A 14653-nucleotide genomic window follows, 5' to 3' on the forward strand; every position below is an offset into this window, starting at 1 on the left:
TCTCATTCACTTACTTTTTTTGAAAATGTCTTAGTGCTTCATCAACTGATTGAACTATCATTGCTGCTTCCTTCTTTACATGATCCATTGCATGATTCATACAGTAACTTTGGTTAATACATTGAAACATGCTCACATCATTTTCAGTATCTCCTACAACTGCTACTTGTTCTCTATTTAGTTGATACGTTTCTATTAATTCTAATACACCTTTTCCTTTATTGCATCCTTTATAAGTCATATCAATAATATCCGTATCAGATAAAACGATTTCTAAACTTTCATTAAATTGATTCATTAAAATTTCTTTGATTTCTAGTGCTTTGTTCTCTGCAACAAAAAACATAACTTTTGTAATTTCTAAATCAAAAGTTTCATCATAGACTATTCCATTTTTTACTATAAATTCAGTATTAATTCTTCCTGAAGAATTAAACGGAAACTTATTTGTTGGGATATAAAAAAATTCATTTCTTGTATTTAATGTTATTGTAACATCTAAGTTCTTTTCTAATGTAAATTTTATAATCTTTTTTACTAACTCATGCGGAATGCTATGTACTTTCATTTTTCCAGCTATCATTGTACAAGCACCATTGTTTCCTATATAGTCGACTTTAATTTTTAATATTTCTTCAAGTTCATTTTTATAGTCAATTCCTCTTGCCGTTGCTACAGCAAAACTATTTCCATCGCGTACAAAATCTTGGATAGCTTTTATATTTTTTATTGATATATTTTTCGAATCATTTTTTTCTGACTTCAACAATGTTCCATCTAAATCTGAGATAAATAATTTTTTTGACATTCAATTGCACCCCGTACATAACCTTTAGAATTTTCTAATCTTTTTTCAGCTGTCTTAACATCACAATTTAAAAGAACCATAACAATTGCTACTTTTACTCTTCCTTCAGATTCAATTCTAACTTGTGTAGCTACTTCTTTACTACAATTTGTTGCTTCCATAATTATTCTTTCTGCACGGTTTACAAGTTTTTCATTTGTTTGTTTAACATCAACCATTAAGTTTTGATATACTTTACCACACAATACCATCGTTGCTGTTGATATCATATTACAAATCATTTTTTGTGATGTTCCTGATTTCAGTCTTGTAGAACCTGTTAAAGCTTCCGGACCATTATCAACTTCAATTGCTATATCTGCGTATGAACTGATCACAGCTCCTTTGTTACACGAAACTGTTGCAGTTGTACAATTCAATTGGCGAGCATATTTTAACGCACCTATTATGTATGGCGTTCTTCCACTAGCTGCTAATCCAATTACAATATCTTTACTATTACAATTTATTTTCTTTAAATCTTCAACGCCTAGTTCCTCTTTATCTTCTGCACCTTCTACAGCTTTTATAAATGCATTATCTCCACCTGCAATTAGACCAATTACAAGATCAGGTTCAACACCAAATGTCGGTGGACATTCTACTGAATCTAACAAACCTAAACGGCCACTTGTTCCAGCACCCATATAAACAATCCTTCCACCCTCTTGTATTGCGTTTGCACATTTTTCTATAAGTTTTGCAATCGTTGGTAATTCTTTTTCAACTGCATAGGCAACTTTCTTATCTTCATCATTCATTTTTTGAATTATTTCTAGGGCTGACAACTCATCTAAATCATATGTGTTTTGATTTCTTGTTTCTGTACCAAGTTTTGATAAGTCCATATTCTTCTCCTTTTTTCGACATTATATCACAGCAATATACAATATAATATATTTTCGTGTATTTTTTTATTTTTTATATTATAATTTAATGAGAGGAGAATACTTATGAAATACAGTACAACAACAATTTCCATAACACCCACGTTTAAAATTAAGCAAGCTGGATTTATACAACAGACCGAAGAAATTTCTCGTGTTCATGATGATTTAAATGCACGTATCGTTAGTTTTCAACAATCTGATCTTACTGTATATTTAATTTCTTGTGACAATCTAGGATTCCCTATTACCGTTCAAACCGAGATTAAGCAGCGATGTGAAACAGCTCTTAATAAAAAATGTGAAGTCATATTATCCTGCACGCATACCCATTTTGGTGCAGACCCTAAAAATGAGAATTATCAAAATTTCTGTATAGATAAAATTACAGAAGCTTGTGTTAATCTCGTTTATACTGACGGCGATTTAGAATACAGTTATCTTTATGAATCGTATGATGAAGTGGGGTTAAGTAGAATATCTAATCATAAAGCAAATGTTTTATTACAAATTCTATCAATTTTCGATAACAAGAAAAGAGTTATTAATTTCATTACATATAATTGTCACCCTACAATAATGAATGGGGATACTCCTTTCTTTTCAGCTGAATATCCAGGATATATTATCAAAAAATTAACTACTTCTAACCCAAATGAATTTTTTACATTCATGCAAGGTGCCGATGGAGATATCAGTACTCGCTTCACAAGAAAATCGCAAGATTACGATGGAGTTATTCACTTAGGTAACTTATTGATCAATAAGATTCATAATTCACTCTGTAATGAATATACGTTACTTCCATTTACTTCCTTCTGCTTTTCTTCTATTTGTGTTCCACTAACACATTCTTTAGCTCCACTTGATTTAAGTGTAATGCCATCTAACCTATCTCCCCGTGAACTAGAAACGATTGAGGTTGGGATCAAAGTCCGTAATCATTTACTTGAAAACCTTGATACCTTGGATAAAGAGGTAATAGTTTCTTGTCTGAAGATTGGAAATATACATTTTATTTTTGAACCAAATGAGTTATTTAGTTTCTATATCAATGCAATTGATTTGGAAAATTCTATTTTAGTTTGTTACTCAAATGGATATTCTCCTTATGTTACTGGATTTGATGATAATTTCATTACATATGAAAAATTCACTGATACCCTTTCGCTTGAATCCAAGTATAATTTATATAATACAGTGCACGCACTTTCTAAGTCATAAAATCAATTATTCTAGCTATATCCTTTTAACTACTAAAAAGAAAATGAAATTCATTTTCTTTTTTTACTCATAAACTTGAATTTTTTTCAATTATTCATTTAAAATAATATTTATAATTGTTTCACGTGAAACAATTGATTATTCTAACTATATCCTTTTTCTATAATTAACCACATAAGCTTTAAATTAGCAAACATATCACCTTCAATAGTACTTATTAAATTATCTTTAAGATTAACAAAAAAAGAAGTAGTTATCTACTTCTTGATTATTTCTTTACCACCCATATACATTCTTAATGCTTCCGGGATATTTACACTACCATCTGCATTCAAATTATTTTCTAAGAAAGCAATTAGCATACGAGGCGGAGCAACTACCGTATTATTTAATGTATGTGCGAAGTATTTGCCGTTTTCTCCATTAACACGGATACCTAAACGTCTTGCTTGTGCATCACCTAGATTAGAACAACTTCCTACTTCAAAGTATTTCTTTTGGCGTGGTGACCATGCTTCAACGTCACAACTCTTTACTTTAAGATCCGCTAAATCACCAGAACAACATTCTAATGTTCTCACTGGTATATCCAATGATCTAAAGAACTCTACAGAGTATTTCCACATCTTGTCATACCACTCCATACTTTCCTCTGGTTTACACACAACAATCATTTCTTGTTTTTCAAATTGATGAATTCGATATACTCCTCTTTCCTCAATACCATGTGCTCCTACTTCCTTTCTAAAACAAGGAGAATAGCTAGTCATTGTATAAGGGAGATTCTTTTCTTCTAAGATATTATCAATAAACTTACCAATCATAGAGTGTTCAGATGTTCCAATAAGATATAAGTCTTCTCCTTCTATCTTATACATCATATTTTCCATTTCCGCAAAGCTCATTACCCCTGTAACTACATCACTACGAATCATAAAAGGTGGAATACAGTAAGTAAAACCTTTATCTATCATAAAATCCCTTGCGTAAGAAAGGATTGCAGAATGTAATCTTGCGATATCCCCTATTAAATAATAGAAACCATTGCCACTTGTCTTTCTAGCACTATCCAAGTCAATACCAGCTAGGTTTTCCATGATATCTGTATGATATGGAATTATGAAATCAGGAACGATAGGTTCTCCAAATTTCTCTACTTCAACATTTTCTGAATCATCTTTCCCTACTGGAACACTTGGATCAATGATATTAGGAATAGAAAGCATATTTGTTTTGATTTTAGCTTCTAATTCAATCTCTTTATCTTCTAACGCTTTAATTTCATCACCAATATGTGCAATAGTTTCTTTTGTTTCTTGTGCCTTATCTTTAAGTCCTTGTTGCATCAATGCTCCAATTTCTTTTGACTTTGCATTTCTAAGTGCTCTTAATTCATCTGCTTTCGTCTTTGTTTCTCTGAATTGTTTATCCATTTCAATTACTTCATCAACAAGATGTAGTTTAGCTTCTTGAAACTTCTTTTTCATGTTTTCTTTAACTAACTCTGCATTTTCTCGTATTAATTTAATATCTAACATTTCTTTCTCCTCCTAGAAAATAAAAAAAGTCCCAGTAAAGGGACGATAGTTCGTGTTGCCACCCTCATTGCAAATTGTTTCACGTGAAACAATTTGCCACTCAATACAGATAACGGTGTCCCGGAAAGCTTTACTTTCACTCCAAGGTAGATTTCAAATAGTCATGCGATAGTTCACACCAAACACTATCTCTCTGATATCACAACTGATTTTACTTGTCCTTTTCAACGATTTGTATATTCATTTAAACACCGCTTTCTTTGTTTGTCAAGGTTTGATTAACAATGGTATAATTTACGTAGTAAAGAGGTATAATTATGAAAAAATGTTTAACTTTATTCTTATTAATTTGTACATTAACAGGCTGTTCTCCTAAATCTGAAGAGCCTAAAGAATTAACTTTTGAAGAGAAAGTTCTACTTCTAATACAAGAATGTATAGATGATTATAATACCAGCATAGCTGCAGACTCAATCATTCATCAAATCGATACTCCTCCACTCCCTATCTCAATTGGAACTATTCCTCAAATTGAAAAATTAAGTGAATTGAAACCAGTGGAAGATGATCACAGCAATGCAGAATTTATTGGCGCATTAAAAATAAATGAATATCAAATGGTTTTCCATCTATATAGTACATGCGATAGCTTTTGGCAATGTGGTGAAGCATCATTTCAAATTGATACTACAACAATTAGACCAGATAGTCCTACATTCACCTCAACAAAAGCCATCTTAGATGAATTACTTGCGGTTGATCGTGAAGCCTTTGGTTATCTATATGGTATCGGAGTAGATTTAGCTCCAGAGGAAAGTACAGCTCATCCAGGATATTATGAAGTTCTCAATACTGTAAATATCGAAAATCCTACATCTATCGATCAAATAAAAGAATATGTAGAAACAGTTTTTGATAAAGATTTTATTTCGCAATTCTATCCAGAAGTTTTTGAATCTGAATCTCCAATTTATATTGAAGATAATGGAAAATTATATTCAATAGAAAATGCACCTAGTATTACTGATGAACAATATTACAACACCTCTCTCATTATCAATACACAAGAAACCGAAGATAAAATTTTAGTTGATATTGTTACCTCTTATGGAGACATCATTGACCCTGAATTAAAACGTATAGAAATATCAAAAACTGAAAATGGATATCGCTTAGCTGGTCTATATTAATCTTGAATTATTTTCAAGTAAATTCTTAAAAATTTCCCCTCTCTGATGTAATTTTCATAGGTTACTACCCATGAAAATTAATTAAAATCAAATGAGAGGGCTTTTTATTTTGTCAAAACAAGAAAAAATAGCGATTATTCCTCGCTATTTTGACTGTTTTCATCATTATTTTCTAATGGTTTAGAATCCGTATTTTCTTCACTATTTTCGATATCTTCATCATCTTCTGATTTTTCAACGATTGCGATTGTCGAAACCTTACTTGACTCACTTGTAGAAATTAATCTAACACCTTGAGCACTTCTTCCATAAGTTGAAACTTGCTCAAGTCTAATTCTAATGACTACACCATCATCTGTCATGATCATACAATCTTCATCACCATTTACAGCTTTGAGTGAAACAAGAGCTCCATTCTTTTCTGTAATCTTTAATGTCATTACACCTTTAGCTCCACGATTCGTCATTCGATAATCATCAAGTAAAGATTTCTTGCCATAACCTTTTTCAGAAATTACTAAGATATAATTTCCTTCGTGATTTGTAGACATACCAATAACTTTTGAACCATCTGTATTAAACCCTCTTACACCTGAAGCAGTACGACCCATTACACGAATATCAGATTCTTTGAAACGGATTGCCTTACCATTACTTCCAGCAATAATAATTTCATCTTCACCAGTTGTAGGTTTAACTCCAATTAATTCATCATTCTCTTTTAATGTAATTGCAATCTTACCTGTTTGACGAATATTTTCAAATTCATCTACGGATACACGTTTAACAATTCCATTTTGAGTAACAAAGAATAAATATTTATTAACATTGTCTTCGCGTTTAATCGCAACTAATGCTTTTACTTTTTCGTCTTTATCTAAACTCAATAAATTAACAACAGGAATACCTTTTGCAGTTCTTGATGCAGCAGGAACATTATATCCTTTCATACGATATACTTTTCCCTTATTCGTAAATGCCATCAAGAAATCATGTGTAGATAATGATAAGAATTGATCAATAATATCATCTTCATTAACTGCCATTCCTTTAACACCTTTACCGCCGCGATTTTGAACGCGATAAGTATCTGCAGGAATACGTTTAATATATCCGTTGATAGTCATCGTTACTACGATATCTTCAACAGGAATCAAATCTTCATCTTCCATATCAATATCGCCTTCAATAATTTCTGAACGACGTTTATCACCATATTTTTCTTTGATTTCAGTTAATTCTTCTTTGATGATTTGTACAACTCTTGAATGGTTCGCTAAGATATCTTTGCAATCTTCAATGAATATCATTAATTCATTATATTCACCTTCAATTTTTTCTCTTTCCAAACCAGTCAGTCTTCTGAATTGCATATCCAAAATTGCTTTAGCTTGAATTTCAGATAAACCAAAATTTTCCATTAATCTTGGCATAGCTTCAGTAGCATCTTTTGAATTTCTAATCGTACTAATAATTTCATCAATATGATCTAATGCTATTTTTAAACCTTCTAAAATATGAGCACGATCTTCTGCTTTCTTCAATTCAAATTTAGTACGACGAACCGTTACTTCAATTTGATGTTCAATATAATACTTTAATATATCACGAATCCCTAATTGCTTAGGTTCATTATTTACAAGGACAATATTATTTACACCAAACGAAGATTGTAATGCAGTCATTCTAAATAATTGATTTAAAATTACATCCGCTTGAACATCTTTTCTTAACTCAATAACAATACGTATACCTTCACGATTTGATTCATCACGTAAATCTGTAATGCCATCAATCAATTTTTCTCTTACCAATGATGCAATCTTTTCAACTAAGTTTGCCTTGTTTACCATGTAAGGAATTTCTTTAACGACAATTCTTGGCTTACCATTTGAAAGTTCATCAACCACAGTTTTTGAACGCATGATAATGCTTCCACGTCCTGTTTCATAAGATTGTTTAATTCCAGATCTACCCAATATATATGCACCTGTTGGAAAGTCAGGACCCGTGATATAATTTTCCATTAATTCTTGAACTGTAATTTCAGGATTTTCCATTACTGCAATTGCAGCATCGATAGTTTCCACTAAATTATGAGGAGCCATATTTGTAGCCATCCCTACAGCAATACCTGTTGTCCCATTTACCAATAAATTAGGAAAACGACTTGGTAACACTTCTGGTTCTCTTTCCTCACCATCATAGTTATCAACCCAATTGACTGTTTCTTTTTGAATATCTTTCATCAGCTCCGTAGAAATTTTAGACATACGTGCTTCTGTATAACGCATTGCTGCAGCTCCATCACCATCAATAGAACCAAAGTTTCCATGTCCATCAACTAATGGATAACGAAAACTAAATTCTTGTGCCATACGAACCATTGTTTCATAAACTGCAGTATCACCATGAGGATGATACTTACCAATTACTTCACCAACAATACGTGCTGATTTTTTGTGTGGTCTATCTGGTGTCATACCTAAATCATTCATCGCATATAAAATACGACGATGTACTGGCTTCATTCCATCACGTACATCTGGTAGTGCACGCGCCACAATAACTGACATTGAATAATCTAAGAAAGAGTTTCTCATTTCATGTGATACGTCAGTAGTTTTTATCTTCCCGTGGTTAAACGAATCGGGATTGTACTTGTTGTCATCCATTTCCATGATTAATCTCCTATATATCTAAGTTCTTAACGAACTGTGCATTCTCTACAATAAAGTTTTTACGTGGTTCTACTTCATCACCCATTAGCATACTAAATACCGCATCTGCATCAATAGCATCTTCAATTTCAACTTTAATCAAAGTACGAACTTCTGGATCCATTGTTGTCTCCCAAAGTTGTTCGGGATTCATTTCCCCTAACCCTTTGTATCGTTGAATCGATAAACGATCACCTAGCTCACGTTTGATTGCTTCTAATTCATCATCAGAATATGCATATCGTACTGCATTTCCTTTTTGAGCTTTATAAAGTGGTGGTTGTGCAATATAAATATAACCTTGTTCAATAACTGGTTTTAAATAGCGATAGAAGAACGTCAATAATAATGTACGAATATGTGCACCATCGACATCGGCATCGGTCATAATTACAATTTTATGATACCGTAATTTACTTGTATCAACCTCATCACTAACACCACATCCAAAGGCAGTAATCATTGAACGAATTTCAGCATTTTCAAAGATACGATGTAATCGTGCTTTTTCAACATTCAATATTTTACCTCTTAATGGAAGTATCGCTTGGAATTTGCTATCTCTTCCTTGCTTAGCACTACCACCGGCTGAATCTCCTTCGACGATATATATTTCTGAAATACTTGCATCTTTGCTTGAACAATCCGCAAGCTTACCAGGTAAACTTGAAATTTCCAAAGCACCTTTTCGACGAGTTAACTCACGTGCTCTTTTAGCTGCAAGACGTGCTTTAGAAGCTACTGTTGCCTTATCTAAAACTGCTTTCGCTTCGCCTGGATTTTCCATTAAGAAACGCTGTAAACTGTTACCAAATATGTTAGAAACAATTTTACGAACTTCACTATTTCCTAATTTTGTTTTTGTTTGTCCTTCATACTGAGGATCTGGATGCTTTACAGAAATAACTGCCGTCAATCCTTCACGAACATCATCCCCTTGTAAAGTATCTTCATCTTTCTTTATAATTCCTGCTTCTTTACCATAAGCATTAATAACACGATTAAGAGCTAGCTTAAATCCTTCTTCATGTGTACCACCCTCATTGGTATTAATGTTATTACAGAAAGTATAAATATTAGGAACATATCCATCATTGTATTGCATTGCAATTTCAACTTGGATTCCTTCTTCTTCGCCTTCACAATAAATAATATCATCATGAACAGGCGTTTTATTTTTGTTTAAATATTCAACGTATTCTTTTAATCCGCCTTCATAATAGAAAGTTTCTGTTACTTTCGCAGGATCTTCTATTCTTTCATCGGTAAATACAATTCTTATTCCTTTATTTAGAAAAGCAATTTGACGTAAACGATCACGCAATACGTTATGATCATAAGATACTGTCTCTTGGAAAATAAGTGGATCCGCTTTAAATCGAACTGTTGAGCCATGTTTATCATCACAAGGACCAATAATTTTTAAAGGTGTTACAGGATTTCCGCCATTTTCAAATCGTACATAATATTCTTGGCCACCATTATAAACAATTACTTCTAACCATTCACTCAATGCATTAACAACTGAAGCACCTACACCATGTAGACCTCCAGAAACTTTATATGCACCACCACCGAATTTACCACCCGCATGAAGTACAGTAAAAATTGTTTCTACAGTTGATATTCCAGTTTTTTCATGGATTCCTGTAGGCATACCACGACCATCATCTTTAACTGTTATGATGTTGTCTTTATCAACGATAACACTAATTGTTGTCGCATACCCAGCAAGAGCTTCATCGATACCATTATCGACAATTTCCCATACTAGATGATGCAAACCTCTACCAGAAGTTGATCCAATATACATCCCTGGACGTTTTCTAACAGCCTCTAAACCTTCTAGAACCTGTATATCATTTTCGTTATACGAATGTTCTACTTTGTTTTCCAAATTTGCCATTGCATATCCTCCTTAGTTTTGATAATCCCATTCTCAACTTCAAATACTTTAGGTTTATTTTTTAATTCATTAAAATCTTCTAAAATTTCTGTGGTTGTAAGTATAGTTTGAATATCTCCATCCAAACATTTTAATAGGTTATATCGTTTTTTGTGATCAAGCTCCGATAAAACATCATCTAATAAAAGTACCGGTGTTTTATGCAGCTGATTTTTTATATATTCTACAAGTGAGAATTTAAGTGCAAGCACAACCATTCTCTTTTGTCCTTGTGAACAGAATAATTCAACACGTTTGCCATCCATTTCAAATGAACAATCATCACGATGTACACCAATAGAAGTGACTTTAAACTGAATATCTTTCTCTCTATTTTTATCGTAAAGATTTCTAAACTCTTGATGCATTAATTCTTTATCTTTTATCTCTACACAAGAATGATAACTAATTTTTAATTCACATTTTTGATCAGATAATCTTTCATATTTTTCACTCAAATATAAATTACATGAATCAATAAATTTTTTACGTTCAACTAATATTTCTATTTGAGACTCAATCATTTGATTTTCCAATACAACTAAATATGCATCATCAAATCGATTCATCTTCAACATTGAATTACGCTCTTTTAATAATTTTAAATAGCGTGATAAATGAAACATATAATTTGAAGATACTTTACCAATTTCAATATCAATTAAACGTCTTCGTTCTTTAGGAGAATCATCAAAGATTTCCAAATCACTTGGTGAAAACAAAAGTACATTCAATTTACCTATAAAATCACTACTCTTTGAAACTGGCTGTTGATTAATAAGTAATGTTTTTCCTTTACTATGAATAACAGCACCAATTTTACGATCTCTTTCATCAAAAAATGTACATTCTATATTACAAAGTTCCTTACCTTCTTGAATCATTTGTTGATCATATTGTAATCGGTGTGATCTTGTTGTAGAAAGAAATACTAAGCTTTCCAATATGTTTGTTTTTCCTTGAGCGTTTTGACCTAAAAGTATGTTACAGTCCTTATCAAATTGAACTGTACATGTATCATAATTTCTAAAGTTTCTGAGTTTCAATTCTTTAATAATCATGACTCAATTTTGTATGTTTTTCCTAAAATTTCTATGACATCTCCAGGGTATAATTTCTTGCCGCGACGATTTTCTTTTTCACCATTTACCAAAACTTCAACCTCGCTTAAAAACCATTTAACTTCACCACCAGAAGCTACACAATCTTCCATTTTTAGAAGTTGTGATAGTGTAATAAATTCAGTATTTATTTTCGTCATAGTATATCCTCTTTTTAGGTTCAAAAACCCTTATTAATTATACCACAAAAACACATCAAAATGTGCTTTTTCTCGTGTTTTTTTACTGTTTTTACTCATTATTTCTTAAATAAAATTATGATTGTTTTTATCCTTGATTTTTCTATCTTTTTTAACTAAAAATAACACTTATAAACAAGACAAATTGAATAACTTACTTTATTCTTTTTATAGGAGGTACAACCTATGTACGCATAGCAACAAATTCAAAAAACGATAGAAATAATTGAACAACATCTTGATATTGAGTTTCTTTCAAGTGAAGCTGCATTATCACCTTTTTATTATCAAAAATTATTTAAAAAATTAGTAAAATTATCAGTAATGGATTATATAAAAGGTAGACGATTATCAATCGCTTTAGAAGATTTAAAAACAACAAATAAAAAAATTATAAATGTCGCATTAGATCATAGATTTAATTCACATGAAAATTTTATTAAATGCTTCAAAGAAACCTTCATATTACTCCAGAAAACTATCGAAAAAATCCAAGCGCAATGAATATTATCACAAAACCTCAATAGGAACTTCTCATTAACTTCATAGAAAAACTAAATATTGATCTATGAAGAGACCCATTTTATGATTTATGGGCTGAATTTCACAAAACAAAGGAACAAATTCCATCAATAGTCGATAGTGATAATTTCTGTATTACGCTACAATCGCAAAAAGAGGGTTATTTTGAATATTTTGTAGGAAATAAGGTAAATACACCCTTAACCTATAAAAACCTAAAAAACTGGTCTTTAAACAAAGGAGAAGTAATTATTTATAACATTGAAACAAAAAATTTTAATACGCTCGTCCTTGATATATTATATAAAGCTCAAAATTATCTCTTCAAGATATGTTTACCTATCAAATCAAGTGAGCTGAATACATCTAAGAACATAAAAAGTAGAGAATATTATCTCTACTTTTAGTTTGAATTTAAGAATATGTTCTAACAGGTAATACTAATTGAAGAATTGAATCATCTTCTGTATTTCTAATTACAAAAGGTTTCATCTCTCCACTGAACTGAATTTTAACAGTAGTTGTCGCTAAAGTACGAATAGCTTCAAATACATAACGACCACTAAAACTAATTTCAATTGGATTTCCTGAATAAGAAATCACATTTAATTTTTCAGTAGAAGATCCTACTTCTTGTGATTTACTAGAAATTACAACTTCTTTTGAATCAGCACTTAATTTAACAATTGAGATACCTTCATTCTTAATAAATGAAGCACGATCAATCGCATTAAGAATATCACGACTATCAACAATCATTTCATGTAAAAATTCTGTTGGAACAAGTCTTTCTGTTTCTGGATATGAACCATCAATTAAACGAGTTTGAATCAATGTATTACCAATCCAAAATTGTGCCTTCTTATCTGATACACATACATTCACTTTACTATCTTTATCAATCGTTTTAACAATTTCATTTAAACTTTTTGCAGGAATTGTAATATTGAATGTATTATCACTCTCTAATTCAATGAATTTACGAGCTAAACGATAACTATCTGTCGCAACACATTCAAGTACTTTGTCTTTACATTTAAAGTTAACACCTGTTAATACAGGTCTAGTCTCTTTATCACTTGTAGCAAAACTAGTTTGACTAATTACTTTCATTAATACATCAGCATCAATATCAAATTGTTGACCTGGTTTAGAAAAATCAATAGAAGGATAATCTGAACTTCTCATTCCATTAATTTTGTACTCAGCAGATAAACCACTAATTTTTGTCAATGATCCATCAATGATTTCAAAATTAATTTCATCAGCATCAATTTTACGAACGATTTCAAGAATGTATTTTGCTTCAATAACAATTGAACCTGTTTCCTTAACAACTAAGTTTAAATCTTCTTCGTCATTATTTAAAATCTTTTGAATTGAAATATCTGAATCACTTCCTGTAAGCACAATATGATCATCATTAACTTCAATCTTAATTCCAGATAGAGATGGTAATGGAGAATTTGCTGAAATAGCTCTTGATACTACCTGCAATGCATTGTAGAAGATTCGCTTAGATACTTTGAAATTCATAGAGGTCCTCCTGATTATTTATAATCTATTTATAGTTTTATTATTATTAAGGCTGTGGAAAAGTGGAAAACTTCCAAAAAGCCTTATTTTATAAGAATATTTTATCACTTTTTGATGTGAATTAAAAGTGGTAAAGTGTGGAAAGTTAAGACTTGATGATTTTCTCTATCTCGTTTAAAGCTTGTAAATAGGCTCCACTTGATTTAGATTGTTTTTCTACTTTTTCGCAAGAACTCATAACAGTTGAATGATCACGTCCACCAAATTCTTCACCAATTTTTATATAAGGTAAATCTAATAATTTACGACACATAAACATGGCGATTTGACGAGCAGTAGAAATATTTTTCGTACGCGTTTTACTAGTTAATTGTTGTTTAGTTAAACCGTAATATTCTGAAACGCATTTAATAATTTTACGAACGGTGATGCCTGATTTATCAGAAACAAGAACTTGTCCTCTTAAAGCATTTGTAGCTGTATCAAATTGAATTTTACCATCATCCTTTTGAAACTCTATTGCATAAAATAAAACTCGATTTAAAGCCCCTTCTAATTGTCGTACGTCGCGATTAAAGTTTGATGCAATGAATGCAAGTGCTTCTTCATCAATACTACGAGCCTCAAAAGCAGAATTACTCATCTTCATTTTTAAGATAGCTAGTGAAGTTTCAAATTCAGGAGAATCAATACCAACAGATAATCCTGAAGAGAAGCGACTAATTAAACGATCCTCTAACCCTTTAATCTCAGTAGGAAGACGATCAGAAGCAATACATATTTGTTTGCGATTATTTACTAATTCATTAAAAATAGAGAAGAAAATCTCATGTGACTTTTCTTTACCAGCAATAAATTGTATATCATCGATAAGTAATACATCAACAGAATACATATACTTTTTAAAAGCATCTATCTTTCCCATTTTGATAGAATTAACAACA

12 protein-coding genes and 1 other annotated feature are annotated in these 14653 nt (G+C 31.3%); of the genes, 3 read left to right on the top strand and 9 right to left on the bottom strand.

Features of this window, described 5'->3' with window-relative positions:
• Nucleotides 1-10: 10 nt before the first annotated feature.
• Both RSB60_RS03080 and murQ read right to left on the bottom strand, forming a co-directional pair.
• Complete coding sequence (locus RSB60_RS03080; protein ID WP_332516234.1) at nt 11-808, bottom strand: HAD-IIB family hydrolase; 798 nt, start codon at nt 806-808, stop codon at nt 11-13.
• The gene (murQ, locus tag RSB60_RS03085) at nt 778-1695 is read right to left on the bottom strand and encodes an N-acetylmuramic acid 6-phosphate etherase (protein ID WP_332476041.1); all 918 of its coding nucleotides are present in this window, start codon (nt 1693-1695) and stop codon (nt 778-780) included. The genes RSB60_RS03080 and murQ overlap by 31 nt, the downstream gene beginning before the upstream one ends.
• 105 nt (nt 1696-1800) lie before the next feature.
• Here murQ and RSB60_RS03090 point away from each other — a divergent pair, with 105 nt between their 5' ends.
• Nucleotides 1801-2958 (top strand): hypothetical protein, encoded by a 1158-nt coding sequence (locus tag RSB60_RS03090; protein ID WP_332516233.1) that lies wholly within the window; start codon nt 1801-1803, stop codon nt 2956-2958.
• 257 nt (nt 2959-3215) lie between these two features.
• Here the strand turns inward: RSB60_RS03090 and serS are convergent, their stop codons facing one another.
• Nucleotides 3216-4496: a serine--tRNA ligase gene (gene serS / locus RSB60_RS03095; RefSeq protein ID WP_332614493.1), complete on the bottom strand. Its 1281-nt coding sequence runs from the start codon at nt 4494-4496 to the stop codon at nt 3216-3218.
• Nucleotides 4497-4531: 35 nt separating this feature from the next.
• Nucleotides 4532-4733: a binding site (T-box leader), on the bottom strand.
• Nucleotides 4734-4813: 80 nt separating this feature from the next.
• Here serS and RSB60_RS03100 point away from each other — a divergent pair.
• The gene (locus RSB60_RS03100) at nt 4814-5686 is read left to right on the top strand and encodes a hypothetical protein (protein ID WP_332614495.1); all 873 of its coding nucleotides are present in this window, start codon (nt 4814-4816) and stop codon (nt 5684-5686) included.
• 134 nt (nt 5687-5820) lie between these two features.
• Here the strand turns inward: RSB60_RS03100 and gyrA are convergent, their stop codons facing one another.
• The 4 genes from gyrA to yaaA are packed head-to-tail and all read right to left on the bottom strand — an operon-like array spanning nt 5821 to nt 11612.
• Nucleotides 5821-8367, bottom strand: coding sequence for a DNA gyrase subunit A (gyrA, locus tag RSB60_RS03105; protein WP_442879275.1), 2547 nt, complete (start codon nt 8365-8367; stop codon nt 5821-5823).
• A 10-nt stretch (nt 8368-8377) separates the two neighbouring features.
• Nucleotides 8378-10312: a DNA topoisomerase (ATP-hydrolyzing) subunit B gene (gyrB, locus tag RSB60_RS03110; protein WP_323382266.1), complete on the bottom strand. Its 1935-nt coding sequence runs from the start codon at nt 10310-10312 to the stop codon at nt 8378-8380.
• Nucleotides 10288-11412 carry a DNA replication/repair protein RecF gene (gene recF, locus RSB60_RS03115; protein ID WP_323382267.1) on the bottom strand — a complete coding sequence of 375 codons (1125 nt, stop codon included), beginning with the start codon at nt 11410-11412 and terminating at the stop codon, nt 10288-10290. Before recF ends, gyrB begins: the two co-directional genes overlap by 25 nt.
• Nucleotides 11409-11612, bottom strand: coding sequence for a S4 domain-containing protein YaaA (yaaA, locus tag RSB60_RS03120; RefSeq protein WP_323382268.1), 204 nt, complete (start codon nt 11610-11612; stop codon nt 11409-11411). Before yaaA ends, recF begins: the two co-directional genes overlap by 4 nt.
• A gap of 282 nt (nt 11613-11894) precedes the next feature.
• Between yaaA and RSB60_RS11440 the strand changes: the two genes are divergently transcribed.
• Nucleotides 11895-12155 carry a helix-turn-helix transcriptional regulator gene (locus RSB60_RS11440; RefSeq protein ID WP_442879654.1) on the top strand — a complete coding sequence of 87 codons (261 nt, stop codon included), beginning with the start codon at nt 11895-11897 and terminating at the stop codon, nt 12153-12155.
• A gap of 432 nt (nt 12156-12587) precedes the next feature.
• On the opposite strand, the gene dnaN is transcribed toward RSB60_RS11440, so the two are convergent.
• Nucleotides 12588-13709 carry a DNA polymerase III subunit beta gene (gene dnaN / locus RSB60_RS03125; protein WP_323382092.1) on the bottom strand — a complete coding sequence of 374 codons (1122 nt, stop codon included), beginning with the start codon at nt 13707-13709 and terminating at the stop codon, nt 12588-12590.
• A gap of 145 nt (nt 13710-13854) precedes the next feature.
• On the bottom strand, nt 13855-14653 hold a 799-nt coding region (locus RSB60_RS03130; protein ID WP_332614498.1), incomplete at its 5' end, for a chromosomal replication initiator protein DnaA.

The sequence above is a fragment of the Anaerorhabdus sp. genome, assembly GCF_036657415.1.
Lineage (GTDB): Bacteria > Bacillota_I > Bacilli_A > Erysipelotrichales > Erysipelotrichaceae > Anaerorhabdus.

What these genes read in the sequence shown, in the direction of transcription:
- RSB60_RS03080 (WP_332516234.1), bottom strand. Translation starts at nt 808, where the DNA reads ATGTCAAAAAAATTATTTATCTCAGATTTAGATGGAACATTGTTGAAG.
- murQ (WP_332476041.1), bottom strand. Translation starts at nt 1,695, where the DNA reads ATGGACTTATCAAAACTTGGTACAGAAACAAGAAATCAAAACACATAT.
- RSB60_RS03090 (WP_332516233.1), top strand. Translation starts at nt 1,801, where the DNA reads ATGAAATACAGTACAACAACAATTTCCATAACACCCACGTTTAAAATT.
- serS (WP_332614493.1), bottom strand. Translation starts at nt 4,496, where the DNA reads ATGTTAGATATTAAATTAATACGAGAAAATGCAGAGTTAGTTAAAGAA.
- RSB60_RS03100 (WP_332614495.1), top strand. Translation starts at nt 4,814, where the DNA reads ATGAAAAAATGTTTAACTTTATTCTTATTAATTTGTACATTAACAGGC.
- gyrA (WP_442879275.1), bottom strand. Translation starts at nt 8,367, where the DNA reads ATGGAAATGGATGACAACAAGTACAATCCCGATTCGTTTAACCACGGG.
- gyrB (WP_323382266.1), bottom strand. Translation starts at nt 10,312, where the DNA reads ATGGCAAATTTGGAAAACAAAGTAGAACATTCGTATAACGAAAATGAT.
- recF (WP_323382267.1), bottom strand. Translation starts at nt 11,412, where the DNA reads ATGATTATTAAAGAATTGAAACTCAGAAACTTTAGAAATTATGATACA.
- yaaA (WP_323382268.1), bottom strand. Translation starts at nt 11,612, where the DNA reads ATGACGAAAATAAATACTGAATTTATTACACTATCACAACTTCTAAAA.
- dnaN (WP_323382092.1), bottom strand. Translation starts at nt 13,709, where the DNA reads ATGAATTTCAAAGTATCTAAGCGAATCTTCTACAATGCATTGCAGGTA.